Source organism: Aestuariivirga sp., assembly GCF_041738905.1.
Classification (GTDB): domain Bacteria; phylum Pseudomonadota; class Alphaproteobacteria; order Rhizobiales; family Aestuariivirgaceae; genus Aestuariivirga.
Genome location: NZ_JBGSOZ010000112.1, coordinates 35549 through 55858, shown reverse-complemented (window position 1 = coordinate 55858; position 20310 = coordinate 35549). Strand labels below are relative to the sequence as shown.

Genomic DNA, 20310 nt, shown 5'->3' with positions numbered 1-20310 from the left:
CAACAGGATCTTCAAGTCCTACGAAGACATTCTCGACCATTGCTGTTTCGCTTGGAACAAGCTCATCGCCCAACCATGGCGCATCATGTCCATCGGCCTCAGGGACTGGGCTCACGCGTACTGATCAATGCGGATTGGTATAAAGCGCCACGAACAAAGCTGTCATGTCTCATGGCATTGACGCTCTGGAGCCCGGTCTCCGCATCCCACAATCGCAAGGTTTGGTCATCCGACCACGACAGGATGCGGCCGTCAGGCATTTTTAGAGCGCCCTGAATAGAGCTGTCATGTTTCATCGCGGGGCCACTCTGCAGCCCGGTCGTTGCATCCCACAATCGCATGGTAGCGTCAGCCAACGTGAACAGGATACGGCTGTCCGGCATTTCTAGAGCGCCCTGAACCAAGCTGTCATGTTTCATGGTGGGGCCACTCTGCAGCCCGGTTGTTGCGTCCCACAGCCGCAAGGTCTGATCGTGCGACGATGACAGGATGCGGCCGTCAGGCATCACCAGCGCATCATAGACCGGACCGTCATGTTTCATGGGGGCGCCGCTCTGAAGACTGGTCGTCGGATCCCACAATCGTAACGTCTGGTCATCTGACCATGACAAGATGCGGCCATCAGGCGTCACCAATGCACCAGTGACTACGTCGTCATGTTTCATAGCGGGGCGGCTCTCCAGCCCGGTCGTAGAATCCCACAGCCGCAGAGTCTGGTCTTCCGACCATGACAGGATGCGGCTGTCAGGCATCAAGAGCACACCACTGACGGGGCCTTCATGTTTCATGGCCGTACCGATCTGTAGTCCGGTACTTGCATCCCACAGCCGCAGGGTCTGGTCGTCCGACCATGACAGGATGCGACCGTCAGGCATCACGAGGGCACCGTGAACAGAACTGGCATGTTTCATGGTGGGGACGCTCTGCAGACCGTTCCCAGAGTCCCAAAGCCGCAGGGTGTCGTCCATTGACCATGACAGGATGCGGCCGTCAGGCAGCACCAATGCACCAGTGACCACGTCGTCATGTTCCATAGCGGGACCGCTCTGAAGACCGGTCTCTGCATCCCACAGCCGCAAGGTCTGGTCGCCTGACCTTGACAGGATGCGGCCGTCAGGCATCAAGAGCGCACCACTGACTGGGCCTTCATGTTTCATGCCCGTGCCGATCTGCAGACCGGTACTTGCATCCCACAGCCGCAGGGTCTGGTCGTCCGACCACGATAAGATGCGGTCGTCAGGTGTCACAAGTGCACCAGTGACCACGTCGTCATGTTCCATGGCGGGACCGCTCTGCAGCCCGGTGTTCACATCCCACAGCCGCAGAGTCTGATCTTCCGTCCATGACAGGATGCGGCCATCCGGCATCGCGAGGGCACCGTTGACCCAATTGTCATAGCGCAGCAATCGTGCAGGCAGTCGCTCGGATGAGATCGTCCTGGAGATGGTGGTGAGAGCGCCGGGGAGCCTTGGACGCGAATCCGCCTCGTTCCTCGGCCATGACGCCAACGCCAGCTTCAGTGCCTGAACGGGCCTGTGGTTCAGAAGCATCGCATCCGCTGCGGCAGCCAACGCATGTGACTCGTTGATCGTTGCCACACGAGCCTGACGGGTGCTCTCGAAGTAGCCATAACCAGCCGCTGCTAGTGCCAGAAAGACCACGCCAAGTGCTGCCATCAGCAAACGGTTCCGCAACCGCAACCCAGTCTGAGCTAAACTTGACAGATCAAAAGCCCTTTGCCTTTCCTCTGCCAGCTTTTGGCTTTCTTCTGCGAGTTTGTTTGCCAGTTCTTCGCGTTCTTTTGCCTTTCGGACTTCTTCTTCAGCTTCGCAGGTGGCATTGTCGCGGCTGGCTTCGATGAAGGCCACCTCACGGGCATTGAGTTCGTCGCGATGGCTGGAAAGCCAGCCCGCCGCCTCCGCCAGCACCCGGCCCTGCAGCAAGGCGTCCTCCGGTTTGTCCGACCAGCGCTCCAGATCGACCTTCAGGCGCTGCTGCCACAGCTTGAACAGCCGGTCTTCCGCGATCCAGTCGCGCAGCCGCTGCCAGGACCCGATCAGCGCCTCGTGCACGACCTCCGCCGTCTCCTCGCCGCGCGATGGGCTTTGCCCGATCATCACCAGACGCTCGTCAGCAAGGCGCTGCACCAGCGTCCAGTCTTCCGGCCGGAAGTCGTTGCGCAGCGCGACTGCCCGCGCATCGGGAGTGGCCTCCGCATTCTCCCCCACATGCACCAGCCGCAACATCACCCGGCGCAGCCGCTTCTCGATGTCACTGCCCAGGTCGCGGTTGCGGCGCAGGCTCTCCAGCACCGTCTCGGCATGATCATCAAGAGCCGTCTCGAGGCCACCCCGGCCATTCGGGCCGCGATACGCCTGCCAGGTCAAGAGGCGGTCCTTCTGCCGCCGCCACAACCGGTCGAGGGCAAACTGCAGCAGCGGCAGGCCGCCGGGCCGTCCCTTCATGCTGGCAACGATCTCCTCGACCAGACCATCCTCGAAGCCGACCCCGAAGAGCTTTGCCGGCTCGCGGATTGCCGCGGTCAGCTCCGAGGCCCCCATCGGTCCGAGCTTCACATCCGCGTCGCGCAGCAGCTTTACCAAGGCACCGATCTTCAGCGCCGGGCTCATGAAGTCCGCCCGCAGCGTCGCCACCGCACGGATTGCCAGAGGCCGGCTTGCGTCCTGGCTGCCGATCGTCTCGAGCACCTTCAGGAAGGCCTTCTGCCGCGGCGAGCCATGGTCGGGCGTCACTTCATCAGGCTTCGCCACCGCCCCGTCAGGCGCCGTCACATCATCGGTGAACAGCTGCTCGAACTGGTCGATGATCAGAAGCGTGTAACCGGAGTCCTCGCCGTGGGACCGGGCAATGCCTGAAGCAAGCTCGAGGATGCGGCCAGGGTCTTCCCGCAGCCGTTTGGCCCATTCCTCCGCCCGCGCGTTGCGGGCTGCGAAGTCGTCGCTGCCTGCGCCAAGCAGGGGTGCCAGGCCGTAAGCCAGGTCGTAGATCGCATCGCGGCCCGGCCGGCAGGTGGCGATCCGCCAGCCTTCCCGGCGGAGCTGCGGCGCAAGCCCGGCCATCACCACCGAAGACTTGCCGGACCCCGAAGGACCGACCACCACCGTGAAGGGGTACCGGTCGAGCTTGGCGCGCAGTTCCTTGACGAAGTCTGCCCGGCCGCACAGCAGGTCGGCGTCTTCTTCCTTGAAGGCGGCGAGACCCCGATAGGGCTGGGCCAGCGCCGGCCAGGCCCTGCACAGAAGTTGCGCCGGAAGAACAAAGGCCAGCCTGCGGGCCTCGTCCCGATCGGCCTGGGTGGCCATGCCGATCAGCCGATTGCCGCCCGGCGAGAAAACCGGCGCACCGCTGAAGCCCCGCTCGATGAAGTAACCGTGGTCCCCGATGCCGCGCACCTGCAGCCAGCCGCCGGGATCCTCGATCAGGACCTCGCCATCAGCCACAGTGCCATTGTCCAAACCCACCGGAAAGCCGTAGCTCACGAACGAGGCTCCGGCAGCCTGCCTCCGCCGGTCCACCTTCGCAGGAACACTGACCCCCGAAACATCTGCCTCTGCCGCCAGTTCCAGGACCGCGATGTCGGCCAACGGGTCGGCAATCAGCGTGGCGGGGTCCCGCATCGGATACCAGGCAACCACCCGGCCCTTCAGCCCCGTCCTGCCAAGAAACGGAAGGTCAAGGGCGATCTCCTCCGCCGGGCACTGCGCCGTCCCCCGGCTCCGCTTCAGCGCATCGTCGATCACATGCGCGCAGGTCAGCACATGACGGCCACCCACCAGAAAACCTGTCCCGCAGACCTCACCATCCGACCTCAAAATCCGCGCAACAGGACCGGTAAAATGTACCGTCATCGGTCAGATCCGTATTCTTTTGAGTTCCTGGCTGTCGTAACGATACATTTGCGATTAATCTACAGCAAGCAAACACTTCTTCCAAAATTGGTGTTCATGTTGCGGTAGTCGTGGCGCTACTGCACTCGGATAAAAGTGAAACGCTTGAAACAAGCACCAAGTGCATCGGAAAACATCTTCCACTAGCCAATCTGGACACCTAACAATGCTGGAGTACCATCGTGGTACCGCGCACATGTGCTTCAGCAGGTATTCGCGGGGTGATATGGGAAACGTGGTAGGTGTGTTTTCATAGACTTAGGATGAGCTGAGTGACCAACAGATCCATTGGGACATCCAATCCCGAGAATTGAAAATCCGCGTGTCACTGGTTCGATTCCGGTCCCGGGCACCATTCGTTTCCATCGCAATTTTGTCTCCACCGCATCTTTCTGAGTGCCTTCGCGCAAAATCCGTGTGGCACGCAAACTGCGGCGGGCCGTGTCAGGTGACAGCCGTGCTAAGGCCAATGACTACTGCTGGCTGGGAGACAAGCTTTCACAAACCGGGTTTCACGTTTTGCCATGGCGGCGGACTGCCCGCCTGTTTGCAACACACTTCTGCCGCATGATGGGGCTTAGGACGAAGAACGATCAGGACCAGACTCCGGAAGGCACAGCTGTTGCGAACACCCATCATTCTGAGTTGCATTCTCGCGCTAACGGCGCCGGCTGTCTCGGCGGAGGCCATCCGCGAGGTTTCGGCGACCTACAATGTGAACGTGGGGCCCATGACCATGATGGTCGTGAGATTTGGATCCAGTTTCTCGAGCGACGCAGTGCGCTCGCAGGCGACGATCAAGAGCAAGGGGATCAGCGCCGTCTTCTCTGAGTTTACGGCTCGCGCCGAAGGCGATGGCCGCCTCGATGGCCAAATCATCCAGCCCGCGCTCTTCACGCTTTCCAGGGAGCGTGATGACCGCAAGAAGAAGACCACCATAGAATGGGGTGATGGCGGAACCATCACGACAGACCCGCCGGCACACAAGAAGCCCGATGTACGGGCCCGGATCGAGAGCGCGTTGACGCCTGACGTATCCGATCCGATCACGGCGATCCTCAGGGTGGGCACGACTGCCGAGAACCCGTGCAATGCCAAGCAGAGGGTCTTCGACGGCCGCGATGTGTTCGATCTGACCTTGAGCGACGCGGGGGCGGGCGTGAAGAAAAAGGACGGAGCCTATCGGGGGCCTGTCCGCAATTGCCGGGTCCGCTGGCATCCGGTTGCCGGGCGGTCCGCGGAAAGGCGGGAACCCGATGGAACATATGGCATCTCGTTTGCGCCTCTCGGGACGCTCGCATCAGGCCAGACCTTCTGGTTACCCGTTGCGCTGAGCGGCACGATCAAGGGTCTGGACTTCGAGGTTCATATGACCAAGCTCAAGGTGGATGGCGGGCAACGGGCCGATACCGGAACGCAGAACTGAACAGAGTACTGCGCATGCCGCGAACGCCGGGCCACGGCTTTCAGGCTCCATCTTCGGCGGGACCGGCAGGGAGAACGCCCAGCGCCAGCGCCGACCAGATGGCCGTTGGGTATATTGCCCACCGGTCTCGCGGATGCCGGGCGGATAACCCTCGATGCAACCCGGGTCCTGCGGGGACTTGTCGAAAGGTGGCGTGAACAGCAGGGCAAGTCCATCCTTGCGCCTCACACGCTCGCGTTCCATCACTGCCATCGCAATCTCGGCGTGCTCAGGCTTTGCAGCACCCGAAACCATTGATCATGATCGTGCAATCGGTTCGATCCGGCACTCGTCATTTGCGGCGGCAGACGCGGCATCCTCGATCGGGAAGCAGGCAAGCGCCAGTTCCTACTTCCAGCCCTTCTCCATCGCGCGGAGATACTTGCCCAGCGTGTCGCGGTTCGCAGGCTCGTCCTTGAGGCTTGGTTCTGGTTCGAGGATCGCGTCAAGCCGGTCTTCACAGGCCAGGCAAAGCGAGGGGCAGGCGGGATGTTCCGCAAAGCTTCCATCAAGATTGAGCCGCGCGAAGGCAACGATCTCTCCGGTGCCGCACCGCGGGCATACGGCGGAATAGGTGGCCTCGTTGCCTTTTCGCTCCTGGAGCGTGAAGGTGAGGGTGGTTGCGGTCATGCGGGCATTCTTGATGGCGATGGCCGTGCGCGAGGCCGTCAGCGGAATGTCCACGGTCTCGAGAAACGATTCCGGCGGCTGGCGACCTGCGCCACCTTCTATTGCTGTGCTGCTGTGATCGGTCATTGCTGTGTCCACACGCGGTTCGATGTCCCCATGTAGTCATCGCGATGCATGCAATGCCACACAAAAATCGCCACGCCAAAATCGCCACGCCAAAATCGATTGCCCGCAGCGGACCGTCCCGCAGCGCAAAGGAATGCTTGCCGATCTGTGCCTGAAGGCCCATGTTCACAGTCGACACGCGCGACGCAGTGTCTTGAGAGTGCAGGCAATATTGCCGCGAGGCTTCCCTCAGGTGGCGGGCAGGAAGACGGAAGGCGCACTCAAATGGCTGCCGGTTCACGGGTTTCGCCCGGTCCCGGCCTTGGTCCACACAGAGATAATCACACAATGTTTTTTCAATCGACGCCGAAACAAGTCAGGCTGCTGGCGGGCAATCCGGCGCGGTCATCGGCCAACAGATCATTCAGGAACGCCGCCATGGACGATACCGCGATCGACATTGCCGCCATGGGGCGGCTTGCCAAGGCTCTTGCCTTCATCTCGGGTCCGAAGCATCCGGCCACGCTCGCGCTGCAGCTCGCTGCGGTGAGTCAGAATGAGCATGACATCAAGAAGGCCCGCCTGCTCTTCCTGCAGTTGAAGCCCGGCGACCGCAAGGCCGCACTCATGATGATCAGCGACGAGAACTGAGAGCGGACCGGCCTGGCGTTGCCGTTCCGTTTTGGACTGGAACTCAAATGGCTTCGCAATGCAATCGCCCTTCGGTAAAGTTTATTTTCTCCTGAGGCGGAACATGCCTTGTTATTGCCTCGGTTCAGGCTCATATTGCGGCAATCGAGTTTCGGCCGGTTGGCTTGGCTCCGCGCTTTCAACACGCAAGTGCATCAGCCCTATCCCTTGCTTCCAGAACATCGATTGGTTGCTGCGCGCACGTTGCGCGTGGGGCTATGCATTTGAATCTTGAAAGGAACGAACATGGCAACAGGTATTGTAAAGTGGTTCAACGCCCAGAAGGGCTTTGGCTTCATTCAGCCGACTTCGGGCGGCACGGATGTTTTCGTGCACATCAGCGCGGTCGAACGCGCCGGCATGGGCAGCCTCAATGAAGGCCAGAAGATCTCTTACGAAGTCGTGACGGACAAGCGCAGTGGCAAGCTGTCGGCGGATAGCCTTCAGGCTGCTGACTGAGCAGGTTCAGACTTACCGATCGCCCACGAGCCACGGATGTACTGGTGGTGGGCGGCCGGAACGTCGTGTGGCGCTGGTGGTTTCACCGGCGCTATTTTTTTGCCGGAACTTCACTGCCCCCGAACTTCACTGCCCAAGAAGCTTTCTCAGCTTCGCCTCGCGCATCTCGGGTGCTTCGCCATAGGAGATCGTGCTGGCGAAGCGGCCATCGGCGCCCATGAGAAACACCGTTGCGGTGTGGTCCATCGTATAGCCGCCATCGCTGGTCGGTACCTTCGCATAGTAGACGCGGAAAGCGGATGCGAGGCCCGGCAACTGATCGGCCGTGGGAACCAGCGCCTCCATGCGCGGATCGAAGCTCGCGATATACGCCTTCATCTTTTCCACCGTGTCGCGCTCGGGGTCCACGGTGACAAAGAAGACGCGGAAGTCCCTGGCGGCATCGCCCAGCTTTTCCAGCACGTTGCTCATCTCGTAAAGCGTTGTCGGGCACACTTCCGGGCAATTGGTGAAGCCGAAGAAGATGGCGTAGGGCTGCCCCGCCAGATCGCCGGAATCGACATGTCCGCCGCGTGACGAAGCCAGCCGGAAGGGCGCGCCGATGCTGACCGCCTCCCTGACCGTGTCGCGCAAGGCATCACGCTGGAACCAGGCATAAGCGGTGAGCGCCGCCAGAAGGACGGCGCTCACGAGGGTTGCGGCACGAAGATGTTTCAGCATCATTCTACTCCTGTTGGCGGCTTGCCCGGCGCCAGGGGCACAGCCGGTTTCCGGATGCTGTGCAGCATGCAGGGCCTCATGCGCCGGGATCGTCTACTCAGTTCATGCCGGCATTGGGTGCGCCGACCTCGAACTCCACCTCGATTGTGCCCGCCTTCTCGAAGATGAGCGTGCCGGCAATGGTTTCTCCCTCCTTCACCGGAGCCTTCAATTCCAGGAACATGACATGGAGCGAGCCGGGCTTGAGCTCGACTTTCGCGCCGGCCGGAATCGGAATGCCCCCGGCAAGCTCGACCATCTTCATGACGTCGTCCACCATCTTCATGTCATGGAGCTGGACGTTGTCGCTGATGGTGGCGGTGGCGCGCACGAGCCGGTCATCCTGCTGTCCGGTGTTCTCGATCACCATGAAGCCGGCGCCGACGTCGGCCGCCATTGGCGATTGCCGCGACCACGGGTGAGAAATGACGATATCGCCGATCTTCGTCTCATGGGCATGAGCCGTTGCAAGGTCGAGGAAGGCGGCGATGGTGAGGGCTGACGCGAAAGCGATCTGCTTGAAGAGTTTCATGGCTGAAGTCCTTGTGGATTCGTGCCTGCGATCCTGCGGCTCCCGGGAGCACAGCGGATTGTTCAGGGTACTGGTGATGGGCAAGGTTTTGAGGATCCGCCGGGACGGATTTCGGCATCAGGCCGATAGAGGCGGCCCGCGGGGCGGGCTTCCGCGCAGCATGGCGCGAAGATGCGGACTGGCGGTTCCGGTCTCTGCGGGAATGACAGAAACCTGACCGGCGGCCGGGGCTGGCACGCTCACCTGCTGGGCATCGAGGCCTGACGCGTGGACGGAGCAGGCGACCGTACAGACGATGCAATGCTGATGATCCGCGCCGGGCAGACTCCCGTTTGCCGGGTATCCGCTGCCCGACGACGAACAGACGGACAAACCGAGATCGCGATCGAGCGCGGCGGACGCAGAGATGGCGGGCGCAGGCACCAGCGCCATCACGAGCGGCAGCACCATAGCCGCCACCATCCACCGGACAATGCCGCGGCGGTGCGCTCTCAGTGACTGAAGCCAGCCCGTTCTCATGGCCCCATGTGCTGCAATCTGCCTTTTGCTGTCGAGATCACCAAGAGTCGCACCTCGCATAGTGGCGGAGATGGGTGGAGCGTATGGCCGTCAGTTCGCAAGCCAGCCCGAAACCGTCTTCCAGACACCGTTCTTGAGAGCGATGACCGGCGTGTCGCCCTTCACTTGCGGCGGTGCGGACACAGGTGCAGCACCCGGCGACAGGACGGCAACATGGATTTCGCCATCGGTGTAGTAACGGTCGCCCTCCCCGTTCCGGCCATTGAGCGTGGGACCGACGCCGGAGACGTCATAGAGCGCCGTCACCACTTTCACCGCCACGAGATCGGCGATCAGCCGGCCGCGCTCGCCATCGACGTCCGGCGCGATGTGGTGGGTGAACTGGCCCGTATAGTCATTGAAGCCCACGCTGTGATCGAGCGTCGCGGAGCCCAGCCACACGGGCCGGCCTTCCACACCCTTGTCGATCACCTTCCAGAAGCGGACATGGTTGCGCTTGTCGGCGCTCCCGCCGATCGGCTTCTCGAAGGCCAGATCCTGCTTGCGGCCCTCATAGAGAAGCGTGCTGACCGGCGCATCGGCATAGGGCCGGTCGAAGACGACACTCCCGGCAATCTCGATGCTGCTTTTCAGGGTGATGGGGTCGGCCGGATTCCAGCCTGCCTCGTGCATGGCGAGCACCACATCGGCCTGATCGCCGACGAGGCCCACATTCAGCGGATCGCCGGGAATGCCCGAGGGGGTGGTGGTCAGGGCGGGCTTCGCGGCAAGGCCCGGTTGATGCTCGTGATGATACCAGAGCCGCGGAAGGACGATGTAGGCGGCCACGACATAGATGACCACGATCAGCGCCGCCGCCCTGATCGTCCGCACCAGGCCCGAACGCCTGCGCGGCCCTGCCTTGATCTGGTTGCCGTCCATCAGCTGGCCCGGTCAGTTCCGCGCCACGTATTTTTCGCGCTGGTTATAGGTGACCTGTATGGCGCCCGAGGTCTTTTCAGCAATCCGCTTCACATACTTGTCGATCTTGTGGTCCTTGAGATCGGCGATCCCGATGCTGCGCCAGAACTCGCCGATGTCGAGGCGGTTTGCATCGTGGCTTGTGAGGTAGACATAGCGCGGGCCTTCGAGAAGGATCACCTCGGGGCCGACATGTTCATAGGGACCATAGGTCTTGTCGCTGGCCATCGCCGGCGGCAGCATCGGTATCACGTCATTTTCGTCGACCACGCGGGTGAGCGGCAGGAACCCAAGCTTGCTGACTCCCGATGCCGTGGTGAAGCGCGGCTGGCCGAAGGTAACGATCCTATCGACCCGATACCCATCCTCGATCGCGTAGATGCCGATGATGGCGGCAACAGCCCCGCCCAGCGAATGGCCCGTGATATGGGTGCGGTAGCCGGTCTTGAGATAGGGCTTCGCATCGCCATAGATCGCGCGGGCATCGGAATCGAATCCGGCGTGAATGGGAATCTTGGTCCGGCGGTCGTCGCGCACAGCGATATCGAAGTCTTCCGAAATGTTCTTGTTGTTGGCGGTTCCGCGAATGGTCAGGTATTGCGTCTTCGCGGCATCGTCGCGCTCGAGGAAATAGCGGACATCGGTGCCATCCGGCGAGGCGATGCGAACCGTCTTCGGATAGGTCTGGCCGATGGCCGCCTCGGTGCCATAGGCGACCTTCGACCGCCCCGCATAGACTTCATAGCTGGCGAAATTGACATCCTCGCGGGTGAGTTTCGAACCGAGGCTCTGGAGTTCCTGCCGGGAGATGTTGTCGCACGCGGTCAGCAGGCCGAGGCACAGGAGGGCGGCGGCCATGGCGCGGAAGGTCCCACCAGAGAAGGCCGTCAAGCGAATGACGCGATCGATCACGATTTCCTCCCGGGCGGACATCTTGTGTTCCGGTGACCCAAAGCATTGGCGCTCCCGGGGCCGCAAAGTCAATATTGCGAATCGGTTCGCCTGCAGGTTCGCACGTTCGCGTCACTTGAAGGTTTATGAAGCAGGTTCCATACGGCACCCTGATCCCCGATCAGCCAGCCACTCTTTTTCAGGAGACCTAAGCCATGACATCGATCCATCCCGCCATCGCAACCGGCAATGTGGCCGTGATCACCGGCGGAGCGGCGGGCATCGGCCTTGCCGCCGCCCTGCATTTCGCGCGGGCTGGCCTCAAGGTGGCAATCGGCGATCTCGGGCGGGACCGCCTCGAAGCAGCAGCTTCCGCCTTGGCCGCCGCCAGCCCCGGGGGTGCCTCAGATGTGATGGCGGTGGAGACCGACGTGAGCCGGGCAGAGAATGTGGCGGCCCTTCACGAGACGGTGCGGACGCGCTTCGGCGGTGTCGACATTCTCATGAACAATGCCGGCATCCAGCCGGGCAGCAGCATGTTCGGCCCGCGCGAGAACTGGGAAAAGGTGCTCGCCGTCAATCTCTGGGGCGTGATCAACGGCGTCCACGAATTCGTTCCCGCCATGCTGAAGCGGGGAAAGCCGGGCCTTGTCATCAACACGGGCTCGAAGCAGGGCATCACCACGCCGCCGGGCGACCCCGCCTACAATGTCTCGAAGGCGGGCGTGAAGGTCGTCACCGAGGCGCTGGCACATGAACTGCGGAATGTGGAAGGCGCATTGGTCAGCGTGCATCTGCTGATCCCCGGCTTCGTCTTCACCGGCCTCACCGCCAAGGGCCGCACCGAGAAGCCCGCAGGCGCTTGGACGCCGGAACAGACCGTCGCCTTCATGTTCGAGAGCATCGCGGCGGGCGACTTCTACATCCTCTGTCCCGACAACGAGGTCAGCCGCGCCCTCGACGAGAAGCGCATCATGTGGGCCGCGGGCGATATCGTGGAAAACCGTCCGCCGCTGTCGCGCTGGCACAAGGACCACGGCGAGGCCTTCGCCGCCTACCTGAAGGGCGGGAAGGGCTGAGGCCCTACTGCTCAGTCCCAGCCGCTTCCGGCCCAAGCTCGCGGAGCAGGCCGCAGGCGGCTTCCCTCAGCACGGGGATCGTCGGTGCCAGCAGCTGGTTGCGGTCGAAGACCCCGTGGTGCGTGGCGAGCGAGGTTCGCAGGGCCGCACCGAAGGCCATGCGGAGCTCGGTGCCGATGTTGAATTTCTTCACACCGGTTTCGCGCGCGAGCCTCTGCCTGACATGCGGAGGAATGCCGCTGCCGCCATGCAGGACCAGCGGAAGCCGCGTGACCGCCTCGACATGGCGCAGCGCCTCGAAGTCGATGCCATCGGATTTCTCGGTCTGGAGATGCACATTGCCCACTGAAATCGCCAAAGCATCAGCACCGCTCTCGGCCGCGAAGCGATGGGCGTCTGCCGGAGACGTGACCGCCGAAGGCCTGCCGTTGGCATAGCCCACCACACCGACCTCGCCTTCGACCGACACGCCTGCGCGCCGCGCGATCTCGGCCACGCGCGCGGTGATCTCGATATTGGCGCCGATCTCCAGTGCCGAGCCGTCGATCATCACGGACGTGAAGCCGTGCTCGATCCCGGCCGCGCATTCCTCGACCGTATAGGCATGGTCGATGTGGCAGACGACAGGAACCCGGGTCTCGTCCGCGAGGTGGCGGAACATCTTGCCCAGAACCTGAACCGGCATGTACCTGCGGCACCCCGGTCCCGCCTGGAGGATCACGGGAAGGCCTGTTACGTCCGCGGCTTCCACGAAGGCGCGGGCATCTTCCCAGCCCAGCACCACAAGACCCGCCACCGCGCAGCGCTGCCGTGTGGCCCAGTCGAGAACCTCGGTGAGCGGTGCTGCGGTCATTTGAACTTGGCGATCATGTCCTTGATGCCGGGAATGGTCTCGATCTGATAGGCATGGGCCGGCTGGAAGAACTGCACCAGCGGGCGCTGGCTCAGCCCTCCGAGAATGGTGAAGTAGTACATCTCGTAGCCTGGCGCTGCCACGCAAGGATGGTAGCCCTTTTCGAGTACCACGGTGGAGCCGTCGACGAGATGATAGGCATCGCCCACCTTGCCATCCTCACGCTGCACGAGTTGCAGACCGAATCCATGGTTGGGACGGAAACGGAAATTGTAGGTCTCGTCGTGGCGCGTCTCCAGCGGCAGGCGGTCGGTATCGTGCTTGTGCGGCGGAAAGCCCGACCAGCCGCCCTGACCCACGGTGAACAGTTCCGACACCAGCAGGCGGCCCACGCGGTCGCGGTACTTCGTGCCGAGAATGTGCTTGATCTTGCGGTGGGTCTTGGTCTCGTCGGAACCGTACTGCACCTTGTCGATGTCGGCGGCGCGCACTGCGAAGGGCGTCAGGGCCTGATCGAACTTCGCCCCCGCGATGAACACCTCCGCCTGTTCCGACCGGCAGACGAGCCTCGTCGTCGCGGCGGTCGGCACATAGACGCCTTCGGGCTCGCCATCCCAGACGTCGGCACCGCGATGGCCGATGCCATCGAAACACTCGCCCTCCACATCGACGTCAACCGTGCCAGTGGCGGGGACGATGGCCGTCTCGTAGCCCGGCACCCGGTACTCGAAGGCATCGCCCCGCTTCAGCTTCACGATGTTGAAGTAGTTGAGCGGCACGCGGGCGTCGCCGGTGTCGATGATGGGCCGGTTTGCATTGTCGTGGGGTGGAATGTGCATGGGTGAAATCTCCTCAGCCGGCAGCGGCCATCGTGTGGCGCCGCATGAAGTCATCGAGTTCGGTATGGGTCGGGATCGCGGGTGCGCAGCCCACGCGCATGACGGTGATGGCGGCGGCGGCGGACCCGCGCGCAACGCAATCCTGAAGCGGGAGGCCCGCCGCAAGCCCGGTGACAAACCCGCCCATGAATGCATCGCCCGCTCCCGTGGGCTTGAGCGGCGTCACGGGATAGATGCCCGTGGCGAAGGACTGGCCACAGCCGAAGCTGACGGCCCCCTTCTCGCCCTTCTTGTAGATGACGGTCCGCGCCGAAGCGCCAGCCAGCTCCTGTGCCAGCGCAAGCCCGTTGCCGGCGCTGCCCATCACGTCGAATTCCACATCGTTGCCGATGACGATGTCGCTGGCCCGCGCGGCCTGGAGTGAGATGGCGGCGGCCTCTTCCGGGCCCGCCCATGAATAGGGCCGGTAATCGACATCCAGGATGATGACGAGACCGGCCTCGCGCGCAAGCTCCATCGCGCGGAACGTGGCCCCGCGCGACGGCTCCACGGCGAGGCTGGTGCCCGTGACGATGAGGGTTCCGAAATCCGCGAAGTCGACGGCGTTCACGTCCTCGCCCGCGAGCAGGAAATCAGCCGCGCCATTGCGATAGATCACCGACTGGCAATTGACGGCGCGGGTCTCGACCACGGCCAGCGACGTGCGCGCCTCGCCGCCCGCCACATGCACATGATCGGTGGCAACGCCATAGCGCCGCAACTCGTTCGTCACGTAGCGCCCAACCGAATCGTCCGAAACGCGGGTGAGGAGCGAGGCCGCGCCGCCGAGCTTGACGATGGCCACCGCGATGTTGGCCGCGGACCCGCCAAGGGCAGCCGAGAACCGCGCGGCATGTTCTGTCTCGGTGCCTGGCGGATCGGCATAGAGGTCGATCCCCGCGCGGCCCAGCACGAGGAAGCGGTATTTCAGGGTGTTTTCCGAATGCGGCATGCAGGGGTTCCGGGCGAGCTTGACGGCAAAGCTTAAATGCGGTTTGAGATCATTGCAACCGGTTGCAACATTCGAGGAGCCTGCATGTCGATCAGGATTGGAAATGCGCCCTGCTCCTGGGGCGTCGAGTTCGGGAACGATCCGCGCAATCCGCCATGGCAGCGCGTCCTCGATGAGTGCCGCGCCGCGGGCTACAACGGCATCGAACTTGGTCCCATCGGCTTCATGCCAGAAGATCCTGCCATGCTGGGTGACGCCCTTCAGTCCCGCGAGCTGGAGCTCATCGGCGGCGTGGTCTTCCGCCCCTTCCACGATGCCGCCTCATGGGACGACGTGAAGGATGCCTGCGTCCGCACCTGCCGGGCGCTGGTGGCGCATGGCGCGCAGCATCTGGTGCTGATCGATTCAATCTCGCCCCGCCGCGCGCCCACCGCCGGCCGGCCGGCTGAGGCCGAACAGATGGACAAGGCGGAATGGACAAGTTTCGCTGTGCGCTTCCGCGACATCGCCCGGATGGGCACCGAGGAATACGGGCTCACCGTCTCCATTCACCCGCATGCCGCGGGCTTCATCGACTTCGAACCGGAAGTGGAACGCCTGCTGGGCGAGATCGACCCGGCCATCCTGAAGATCTGCCTCGACACCGGCCATTCGCACTATGCGGGATTCGACCCCGTGGCCTTCATGTCCCGCCACATGGACCGTATCGCCTATGTGCATTTCAAGGACATCGATCCGGATGTGAAGGCCAGCGCGGTAGCCAAGCGCACCGGTTTCTATGACGCCTGCGGCCAGGGCATCTTCTGCAATCTCGGCAAGGGCATCACCGACTTCGACGCCGTGCGGAACCTGCTGCTCGACAGCGGCTACCAGGGCTGGTGCACGGTGGAGCAGGACTGCGATCCGCTGGGGCCGACATCACCCGTGGACGACGCCCGCGCCAATCGCGACTACCTCCGCACCATCGGCTTCAACTGAACGGGGCTTACGCCATGAAACGACTGAACTGGGGCATGATCGGCGGCGGCGAAGGCAGCCAGATCGGCCCGGCCCACCGCATCAGCACGGCACTCGACGGGCTTTTCGACTTCAAGGCGGGCGCGCTCGACGCATACCCGGGCAAGGGCCGCGACTTCGCCATGCGCCTCGGCATCGCGAAGGACCGCGCCTATGGCGACTGGAAGGAGATGCTGCAGGGCGAGATGAACAGGCCCGACCGCATCGACCTCGTCACCGTGGCAACACCCAATTCCACGCATTACGAGATCACAAGAGCCTTTCTCGAGGCGGGCATCAACGTGCTGTGCGAAAAGCCGATGACCGTGACTGTGGAAGAGGCCGAGGACATCGCCGCGACGGCGAAACGCACCGGCTCCATCTGCGCGGTGAACTACGGCTATTCCGGCTATCCGCTGGTGCGCCACATGCGGGCCATGGTGGCGCGCGGCGACCTCGGAAAGGTCCGCCTGATCAAGGCCGAGTTCTCGCATGGCTTTCACGCCGATGCGGCGGACGCCGACAATCCGCGTGTGCGCTGGCGCTATGACCGGGCACTCGCCGGCATCTCGGGCCAGTTCGCCGATTGCGGCATCCACGCGCTCCACATGGCAAGCTATGTGGGAGGCCAGGATGCGCGCGAACTCACCGCCGACTTCGCCTCCTGCCTTCCGCAGCGGACCCTTGAAGACGACGCGATGGTCAGTGTACGGATGGATGGCGGAGCCCTCGTGCGGCTGTGGACCAGCTCGGTTGCCGTGGGCAGCATGCACGGCCTCAACATCCGCGTCTTCGGCGAGAAGGGCGGGCTGCGCTGGGCCCAGCAATGGCCGGACCAGCTCTACTGGACACCGCTCAACAGCCCGACCGTAAGGCTGGAGCGAGGCGGCCCCGGACTGTCGCCGCTGGCCGACCGCGCATCGCGCATCGCGGTGGGACATGCCGAGGGCATGCCGATCGCGTTTGCCAACATCTATGCCGATCTGGCCGAGGTGATCCAGGCGAGGAAGGACGGCCGCGCGCCCGATCCGCTGGCCTGCCACTATCCGACCGCCACCGATGGTCTCCGCTCGATCGCGGCGATCCGCGCTGCCGTCGATTCGGCAGAAGCCGGCGGCACCTGGACCGACGCACGGCCTCCCAGCCTGAGGTAGCCGGCTCAGGGAAGCGGTTTCAGCGTCGCGCGCTCGACGATCTCGCAGGCCAGCAGCCGCACCTCAGGGGCGCGTGCAGGCTCTTCCGCAAGTTCCACGATGAGTTCGACCGAGGCGAGGATGATGCCGCGCAGCGGCTGCCGGATCGTGGTGAGGCGGTAGGCGTCCCACGACGCCATGGCCATGTCGTTGAAGCCGAGAAAGCCGATGTCGCCGGGTATGCCGAGGCCCCGCGCGCGCGCCGCATCCATGGCACCCATGCAGATCAGGTCATCTCCGCAGAACACGGCATCGCCCCCCTGCTGGTCGAGGAGCCGGACCATGGCCGCGCGGCCCGCGTCATAGGTGTAGTTCGCGGCATAGGAGATGCTCGACACTGTGCGGCCGAGTTCGGCCATGCGACGGGTGAAGCCCGCCACGCGATCCTGCGTCGAGGTCGCATATTCGGGCCCGCCGATGACGGCGATCCTGCCATAGCCGCGCCGCACCAGCGTCTCCGCCGCCATGCGGCCCGCCAGCACATTGTCGATCCCGACCACGTGCACATTCACGCCGGGATCGAATCGCCCGAAGGCATGAACGACCGGCACCTGCGCCTCGCGGAAGGCGCGGGCAAAATCCGGCGGCAAGGTCGAGGTTGCGACGATGACGCCATCGACGCTGTATTGCCGCAGCATCCTGACCGAGAGTTCCGGATCGGTCTCGTCCGTGAGGTTGACAAGCAGCGGGCGCAATTCGCGCTGCTGCAGGGCGCGGGTATAGAGATCGAAGACCTCGAGAAAGGCGGGATTCTGGAAGTTGTTGGCGACGAGGCCGATGAGCTTGGTCTTCTTGGTGGCAAGGCTGCGCGCGATAAAGCTCGGCGAATAGCCCAGTTCACGCGCGGCGCGTTCCACCTTCTCGCGCGTCCGGGGCGAGACGCTGGCCCCCGCGGTGAATGTGCGTGACACAGCCGAGCGCGACACGCCCGCCCGCTCCGCCACATCTTTCAGGGTCACCGACATGGCCGGGGAAACTGGCAGGTCGAAGGCACTGACGCAACATCGCTGGCGATGGTTCCGGCGCGAGGCTCCATGCTAGAAGAGAAACATGACCCTGTTGGACCAGTATCACGCTCACGGCTGGCTGAGCTTTTCCTTTGACGGCAAGATCGCAGAGTGGGCCGCAAGCGCACTCCCCGCTGCGAAGGCTTCCGCACGCGACCCGCAACAGGCGCATTGGCTGCGCTGCGGCGGCACCTGGTTCGTGGGAGTGGATGCGTTGCCGAACGACGCCATGGGGCGCGTGGATGGTGGCCTCGCTCTGGAAGGCGCCGCGATGTCCTTCATCCGCGATGGCCTCGGGCACTCGCTGCCGCTGCACCGCGCGCAGGTCTCGGTCTGCCACGAAGGCTACCCCCGCCCGTCAGATGACGAAACGCCCGCTGCTTATCAGTATCGCGTGAAGCGCGACGCGGCCCATGTTGATGGTCTTCTGGCCGAAGGCCCGGACAAGCGCCGCTACCTGAAGGAGCCGCACGCCTATATTCTCGGCCTGCCGCTGAACGACGCGGGTTCGGACGCCGCCCCGCTCGTGGCATGGAAGGGCTCGCACCACATCATGCGCAAAACCTTCGAAGCGGCTTTCGCCGGAACCTCTCCCCGCTTGTGGAAGGATGTCGATGTGACGGACATCTATCAAGCCGCGCGCAAGGAAGTCTTCGCCAGTTGCGAGCGCGTGGTTCTGTTCGCAAGGCCGGGCGAGGCGACGCTGCTACATCGCCACGTGCTGCATGGCGTGGCGCCCTGGGGCGATGCCAGGGATGCAAGCGGCGATGGCCGCATGATCGCCTACTTCCGCCCGGAGTTCGAGAACGCCGAAGACTGGCTCCGCGCGCCGTGACGCTTCAGCGCCAGATTCGGCGGAGCTTCAGGAACCCCGCGTATACGACGTCGAGAACGGCAATCGCCGGCCCATTGCGGAACAGCGGCGCGATCAACCTGAGGCCTGGCGTCCGGCTCCACAGTTCAACGAAAGCCCGCGCGCCCGAAACGAGTGTCCCATCCGCCATCCGCACATGAAACCGCTTCAGCGCATCCTCGCGCGTGAGGTCGGGTGCGGGGCAAGTGCCTGCAGCAACGTTGCAATAGTCTACCGCCTGCCCGGTCCTGCCTTGATAGAAGCCAATCTCACGGCGGCAGACAGGGCAGTCACCATCGTAGTAAACCGTGAGGGGCGATTGCGGCTTGGCGGTCATGCGGGTTATTACGGCACGAGGTCCATGGCGGATTTGAGGTCCTGACGGCATGAGCGTTTTCGAAGAACTTGGCGTGCGCACCATCATCAATGCAAAAGGCCCGGCCACGCGCCTGTCGGGCGGCATCATGCGGCCCGAGGTGGCGGCGGCCATGGCGGAAGCCTCGCAATCATGCGTCGACATTGCCGAGCTTCAGGCAGCGGCCTCCCTGCTCATCGCTGAAGCCACGGGTGCCGAAGCGGGATATGTCGCGTCGGGCGCGTCCGCCTGCCTGCTGATCGCGGCGGCGGCCACCATCACCGGGCTCGATCCCGGCCGCATGGCAAGGCTCCCCGACACCACCGGCATGAGACAAGAATGCGTGATGGTGCGGAGCCAGCGCAATTTCTACGACCACGCGATCCGCGCCGCGGGTTTGAAGATCATCGAGGTCGGCCTTCCCGACCGCTATGCGGGTGCGGGCGTGCGCGATGCCGAGGCCTGGGAGATCGAGGACGCGATCACGGCCAATACGGCGGCCGTGTTCTACGTGGCGGATTCCCAGTCCCGCCCGCCGCTCCGGGAAGTGGTCGAGGTGGCGCATCGCCATGGCATTCCCGTCATCGTGGATGCTGCCGCGCAATTGCCGCCGCAGTCCAACTTGCGGAGGTTCATCGCCGAGGGTGCCGATCTCGTGGCTTATTCCGGCGGCAAGGCGCTGGGCGGCCCGCAGGCCAGCGGAATTCTCTGCGGCAGACGCGACCTCGTGATGGCGGCGGCCCTGCAGCATCTCGATCTCGACATTTTCTGGGACATGTGGGAGCCGCCCGCCACGCTGATCGACAAGTGGCGCCTGAAAGGAACGCCGCAGCATGGCATCGGCCGCAGCTGCAAGGCAGGCAAGGAAGAGATCGTCGGCCTGCTGACAGCACTCCGCCTCTTCATCGCGGAAGGCGATGCCGTTCGCCACGCCCGCTGGCTGAAGGATTGCGAAACAGTGGCGAAGGCGCTCGACGGATTCCTCGTCACCATCACCGGCAGCAACGACGTCGATGCCGTGCCAACGGTGGAGATCACGCTCGATCCCGACCGCATCACTGCAGCAAGGCTTTGCCTTCGGCTGCAGCAGGGAGTGCCCGCCATCGCGGTCGACCCGTTCCTGCGCGACCGCAACATGGTGATCGTCAATCCCCTCTGCCTCAAGCCCGGAGAAGCCGAGGTCGTCGGCCAGGCGATCGCCCGTGCCCTCGCCATCGCCTGATTTA

21 protein-coding genes and 1 pseudogene are annotated in these 20310 nt (G+C 63.6%); 9 read left to right on the top strand and 13 right to left on the bottom strand.

Features of this window, described 5'->3' with window-relative positions:
• Positions 1–124 (top strand): annotated as a pseudogene (locus ACEW8Q_RS09760) (IS630 family transposase); the annotation flags it as partial.
• Here ACEW8Q_RS09760 and ACEW8Q_RS09755 read toward each other — a convergent pair.
• Complete coding sequence (locus ACEW8Q_RS09755; protein WP_373503862.1) at positions 99–3869, bottom strand: trypsin-like peptidase domain-containing protein; 3771 nt, start codon at positions 3867–3869, stop codon at positions 99–101. The pseudogene ACEW8Q_RS09760 and the gene ACEW8Q_RS09755 overlap by 26 nt on opposite strands.
• A 661-nt stretch (positions 3870–4530) precedes the next feature.
• Between ACEW8Q_RS09755 and ACEW8Q_RS09750 the strand changes: the two genes are divergently transcribed.
• Positions 4531–5334: a DUF3108 domain-containing protein gene (locus ACEW8Q_RS09750; protein WP_373503861.1), complete on the top strand. Its 804-nt coding sequence runs from the start codon at positions 4531–4533 to the stop codon at positions 5332–5334.
• On the opposite strand, the gene ACEW8Q_RS09745 is transcribed toward ACEW8Q_RS09750, so the two are convergent.
• Both ACEW8Q_RS09745 and ACEW8Q_RS09740 read right to left on the bottom strand, forming a co-directional pair.
• Positions 5227–5628, bottom strand: a complete 402-nt coding sequence (locus ACEW8Q_RS09745) for a GH36-type glycosyl hydrolase domain-containing protein (protein ID WP_373503860.1) — start codon at positions 5626–5628, stop codon at positions 5227–5229. The two genes, ACEW8Q_RS09750 and ACEW8Q_RS09745, sit on opposite strands and share 108 nt — an antisense overlap.
• 93 nt (positions 5629–5721) lie before the next feature.
• The gene (locus tag ACEW8Q_RS09740; protein WP_373503859.1) at positions 5722–6129 is read right to left on the bottom strand and encodes a hypothetical protein; all 408 of its coding nucleotides are present in this window, start codon (positions 6127–6129) and stop codon (positions 5722–5724) included.
• 417 nt (positions 6130–6546) lie between these two features.
• On the opposite strand from ACEW8Q_RS09740, the gene ACEW8Q_RS09735 reads away from it, so the two are divergent.
• Positions 6547–6759, top strand: coding sequence for a hypothetical protein (locus ACEW8Q_RS09735; protein WP_373503858.1), 213 nt, complete (start codon positions 6547–6549; stop codon positions 6757–6759).
• A gap of 285 nt (positions 6760–7044) precedes the next feature.
• Positions 7045–7257, top strand: coding sequence for a cold-shock protein (locus ACEW8Q_RS09730; RefSeq protein WP_373503857.1), 213 nt, complete (start codon positions 7045–7047; stop codon positions 7255–7257).
• 126 nt (positions 7258–7383) lie between these two features.
• Here ACEW8Q_RS09730 and ACEW8Q_RS09725 read toward each other — a convergent pair whose 3' ends face one another.
• The 5 genes from ACEW8Q_RS09725 to ACEW8Q_RS09705 form a co-directional block, all read right to left on the bottom strand.
• On the bottom strand, positions 7384–7980 hold the full coding sequence (locus ACEW8Q_RS09725; protein WP_373503856.1) for an SCO family protein: 597 nt from the start codon (positions 7978–7980) through the stop codon (positions 7384–7386).
• A gap of 94 nt (positions 7981–8074) precedes the next feature.
• A complete protein-coding gene (locus tag ACEW8Q_RS09720; protein ID WP_373503855.1) occupies positions 8075–8548 on the bottom strand; it encodes a copper chaperone PCu(A)C in 474 nt (157 codons plus the stop codon).
• Between the two features lie 117 nt (positions 8549–8665).
• Entirely contained in the window at positions 8666–9067 is a 402-nt protein-coding gene (locus ACEW8Q_RS09715; protein WP_373503854.1) for a DUF2946 family protein, read from the bottom strand.
• Between the two features lie 90 nt (positions 9068–9157).
• Positions 9158–9988: an LssY C-terminal domain-containing protein gene (locus tag ACEW8Q_RS09710; protein WP_373503853.1), complete on the bottom strand. Its 831-nt coding sequence runs from the start codon at positions 9986–9988 to the stop codon at positions 9158–9160.
• Between the two features lie 12 nt (positions 9989–10000).
• Positions 10001–10939: a lipase family protein gene (locus ACEW8Q_RS09705; protein ID WP_373503852.1), complete on the bottom strand. Its 939-nt coding sequence runs from the start codon at positions 10937–10939 to the stop codon at positions 10001–10003.
• Between the two features lie 194 nt (positions 10940–11133).
• Here ACEW8Q_RS09705 and ACEW8Q_RS09700 point away from each other — a divergent pair, with 194 nt between their 5' ends.
• Positions 11134–11997, top strand: a complete 864-nt coding sequence (locus tag ACEW8Q_RS09700) for an SDR family NAD(P)-dependent oxidoreductase (protein WP_373503851.1) — start codon at positions 11134–11136, stop codon at positions 11995–11997.
• A 4-nt stretch (positions 11998–12001) separates the two neighbouring features.
• Here ACEW8Q_RS09700 and ACEW8Q_RS09695 read toward each other — a convergent pair whose 3' ends face one another.
• From ACEW8Q_RS09695 to iolC, 3 genes are read right to left on the bottom strand one after another with little or no spacing between them, the layout of a single operon-like run.
• A complete protein-coding gene (locus ACEW8Q_RS09695) occupies positions 12002–12850 on the bottom strand; it encodes a class II fructose-bisphosphate aldolase (protein WP_373503850.1) in 849 nt (282 codons plus the stop codon).
• Entirely contained in the window at positions 12847–13689 is an 843-nt protein-coding gene (locus tag ACEW8Q_RS09690; RefSeq protein WP_373503849.1) for a 5-deoxy-glucuronate isomerase, read from the bottom strand. Before ACEW8Q_RS09690 ends, ACEW8Q_RS09695 begins: the two co-directional genes overlap by 4 nt.
• Positions 13690–13702: 13 nt before the next feature.
• On the bottom strand, positions 13703–14680 hold the full coding sequence (gene iolC / locus ACEW8Q_RS09685; RefSeq protein ID WP_373503848.1) for a 5-dehydro-2-deoxygluconokinase: 978 nt from the start codon (positions 14678–14680) through the stop codon (positions 13703–13705).
• 84 nt (positions 14681–14764) lie between these two features.
• Between iolC and ACEW8Q_RS09680 the strand changes: the two genes are divergently transcribed.
• Complete coding sequence (locus ACEW8Q_RS09680) at positions 14765–15658, top strand: TIM barrel protein (protein WP_373503847.1); 894 nt, start codon at positions 14765–14767, stop codon at positions 15656–15658.
• 14 nt (positions 15659–15672) lie between these two features.
• Positions 15673–16830 (top strand): Gfo/Idh/MocA family protein, encoded by a 1158-nt coding sequence (locus tag ACEW8Q_RS09675; RefSeq protein WP_373503846.1) that lies wholly within the window; start codon positions 15673–15675, stop codon positions 16828–16830.
• 5 nt (positions 16831–16835) lie between these two features.
• Here the strand turns inward: ACEW8Q_RS09675 and ACEW8Q_RS09670 are convergent, their stop codons facing one another.
• Positions 16836–17834, bottom strand: a complete 999-nt coding sequence (locus tag ACEW8Q_RS09670; protein WP_373503845.1) for a LacI family DNA-binding transcriptional regulator — start codon at positions 17832–17834, stop codon at positions 16836–16838.
• Positions 17835–17919: 85 nt separating this feature from the next.
• On the opposite strand from ACEW8Q_RS09670, the gene ACEW8Q_RS09665 reads away from it, so the two are divergent.
• Positions 17920–18711: a hypothetical protein gene (locus ACEW8Q_RS09665; RefSeq protein ID WP_373503844.1), complete on the top strand. Its 792-nt coding sequence runs from the start codon at positions 17920–17922 to the stop codon at positions 18709–18711.
• A 4-nt stretch (positions 18712–18715) separates the two neighbouring features.
• On the opposite strand, the gene ACEW8Q_RS09660 is transcribed toward ACEW8Q_RS09665, so the two are convergent.
• On the bottom strand, positions 18716–19066 hold the full coding sequence (locus ACEW8Q_RS09660; protein ID WP_373503843.1) for a thiol-disulfide oxidoreductase DCC family protein: 351 nt from the start codon (positions 19064–19066) through the stop codon (positions 18716–18718).
• Positions 19067–19115: 49 nt separating this feature from the next.
• Between ACEW8Q_RS09660 and ACEW8Q_RS09655 the strand changes: the two genes are divergently transcribed.
• A complete protein-coding gene (locus ACEW8Q_RS09655; protein ID WP_373503842.1) occupies positions 19116–20306 on the top strand; it encodes an aminotransferase class V-fold PLP-dependent enzyme in 1191 nt (396 codons plus the stop codon).
• The last annotated feature ends 4 nt before the right edge of the window (positions 20307–20310 follow it).

Coding starts and splice junctions, on each gene's coding strand:
- ACEW8Q_RS09720 (WP_373503855.1), bottom strand. CDS start 8,548: ATGAAACTCTTCAAGCAGATCGCTTTCGCGTCAGCCCTCACCATCGCC.
- ACEW8Q_RS09730 (WP_373503857.1), top strand. CDS start 7,045: ATGGCAACAGGTATTGTAAAGTGGTTCAACGCCCAGAAGGGCTTTGGC.
- ACEW8Q_RS09710 (WP_373503853.1), bottom strand. CDS start 9,988: ATGGACGGCAACCAGATCAAGGCAGGGCCGCGCAGGCGTTCGGGCCTG.
- ACEW8Q_RS09700 (WP_373503851.1), top strand. CDS start 11,134: ATGACATCGATCCATCCCGCCATCGCAACCGGCAATGTGGCCGTGATC.
- ACEW8Q_RS09655 (WP_373503842.1), top strand. CDS start 19,116: ATGAGCGTTTTCGAAGAACTTGGCGTGCGCACCATCATCAATGCAAAA.
- ACEW8Q_RS09745 (WP_373503860.1), bottom strand. CDS start 5,628: ATGGTTTCGGGTGCTGCAAAGCCTGAGCACGCCGAGATTGCGATGGCA.
- ACEW8Q_RS09660 (WP_373503843.1), bottom strand. CDS start 19,066: ATGACCGCCAAGCCGCAATCGCCCCTCACGGTTTACTACGATGGTGAC.
- ACEW8Q_RS09675 (WP_373503846.1), top strand. CDS start 15,673: ATGAAACGACTGAACTGGGGCATGATCGGCGGCGGCGAAGGCAGCCAG.
- ACEW8Q_RS09690 (WP_373503849.1), bottom strand. CDS start 13,689: ATGCACATTCCACCCCACGACAATGCAAACCGGCCCATCATCGACACC.
- ACEW8Q_RS09715 (WP_373503854.1), bottom strand. CDS start 9,067: ATGAGAACGGGCTGGCTTCAGTCACTGAGAGCGCACCGCCGCGGCATT.
- ACEW8Q_RS09695 (WP_373503850.1), bottom strand. CDS start 12,850: ATGACCGCAGCACCGCTCACCGAGGTTCTCGACTGGGCCACACGGCAG.
- iolC (WP_373503848.1), bottom strand. CDS start 14,680: ATGCCGCATTCGGAAAACACCCTGAAATACCGCTTCCTCGTGCTGGGC.
- ACEW8Q_RS09680 (WP_373503847.1), top strand. CDS start 14,765: ATGTCGATCAGGATTGGAAATGCGCCCTGCTCCTGGGGCGTCGAGTTC.
- ACEW8Q_RS09670 (WP_373503845.1), bottom strand. CDS start 17,834: ATGTCGGTGACCCTGAAAGATGTGGCGGAGCGGGCGGGCGTGTCGCGC.
- ACEW8Q_RS09735 (WP_373503858.1), top strand. CDS start 6,547: ATGGACGATACCGCGATCGACATTGCCGCCATGGGGCGGCTTGCCAAG.
- ACEW8Q_RS09725 (WP_373503856.1), bottom strand. CDS start 7,980: ATGATGCTGAAACATCTTCGTGCCGCAACCCTCGTGAGCGCCGTCCTT.
- ACEW8Q_RS09755 (WP_373503862.1), bottom strand. CDS start 3,869: ATGACGGTACATTTTACCGGTCCTGTTGCGCGGATTTTGAGGTCGGAT.
- ACEW8Q_RS09740 (WP_373503859.1), bottom strand. CDS start 6,129: ATGACCGATCACAGCAGCACAGCAATAGAAGGTGGCGCAGGTCGCCAG.
- ACEW8Q_RS09665 (WP_373503844.1), top strand. CDS start 17,920: ATGACCCTGTTGGACCAGTATCACGCTCACGGCTGGCTGAGCTTTTCC.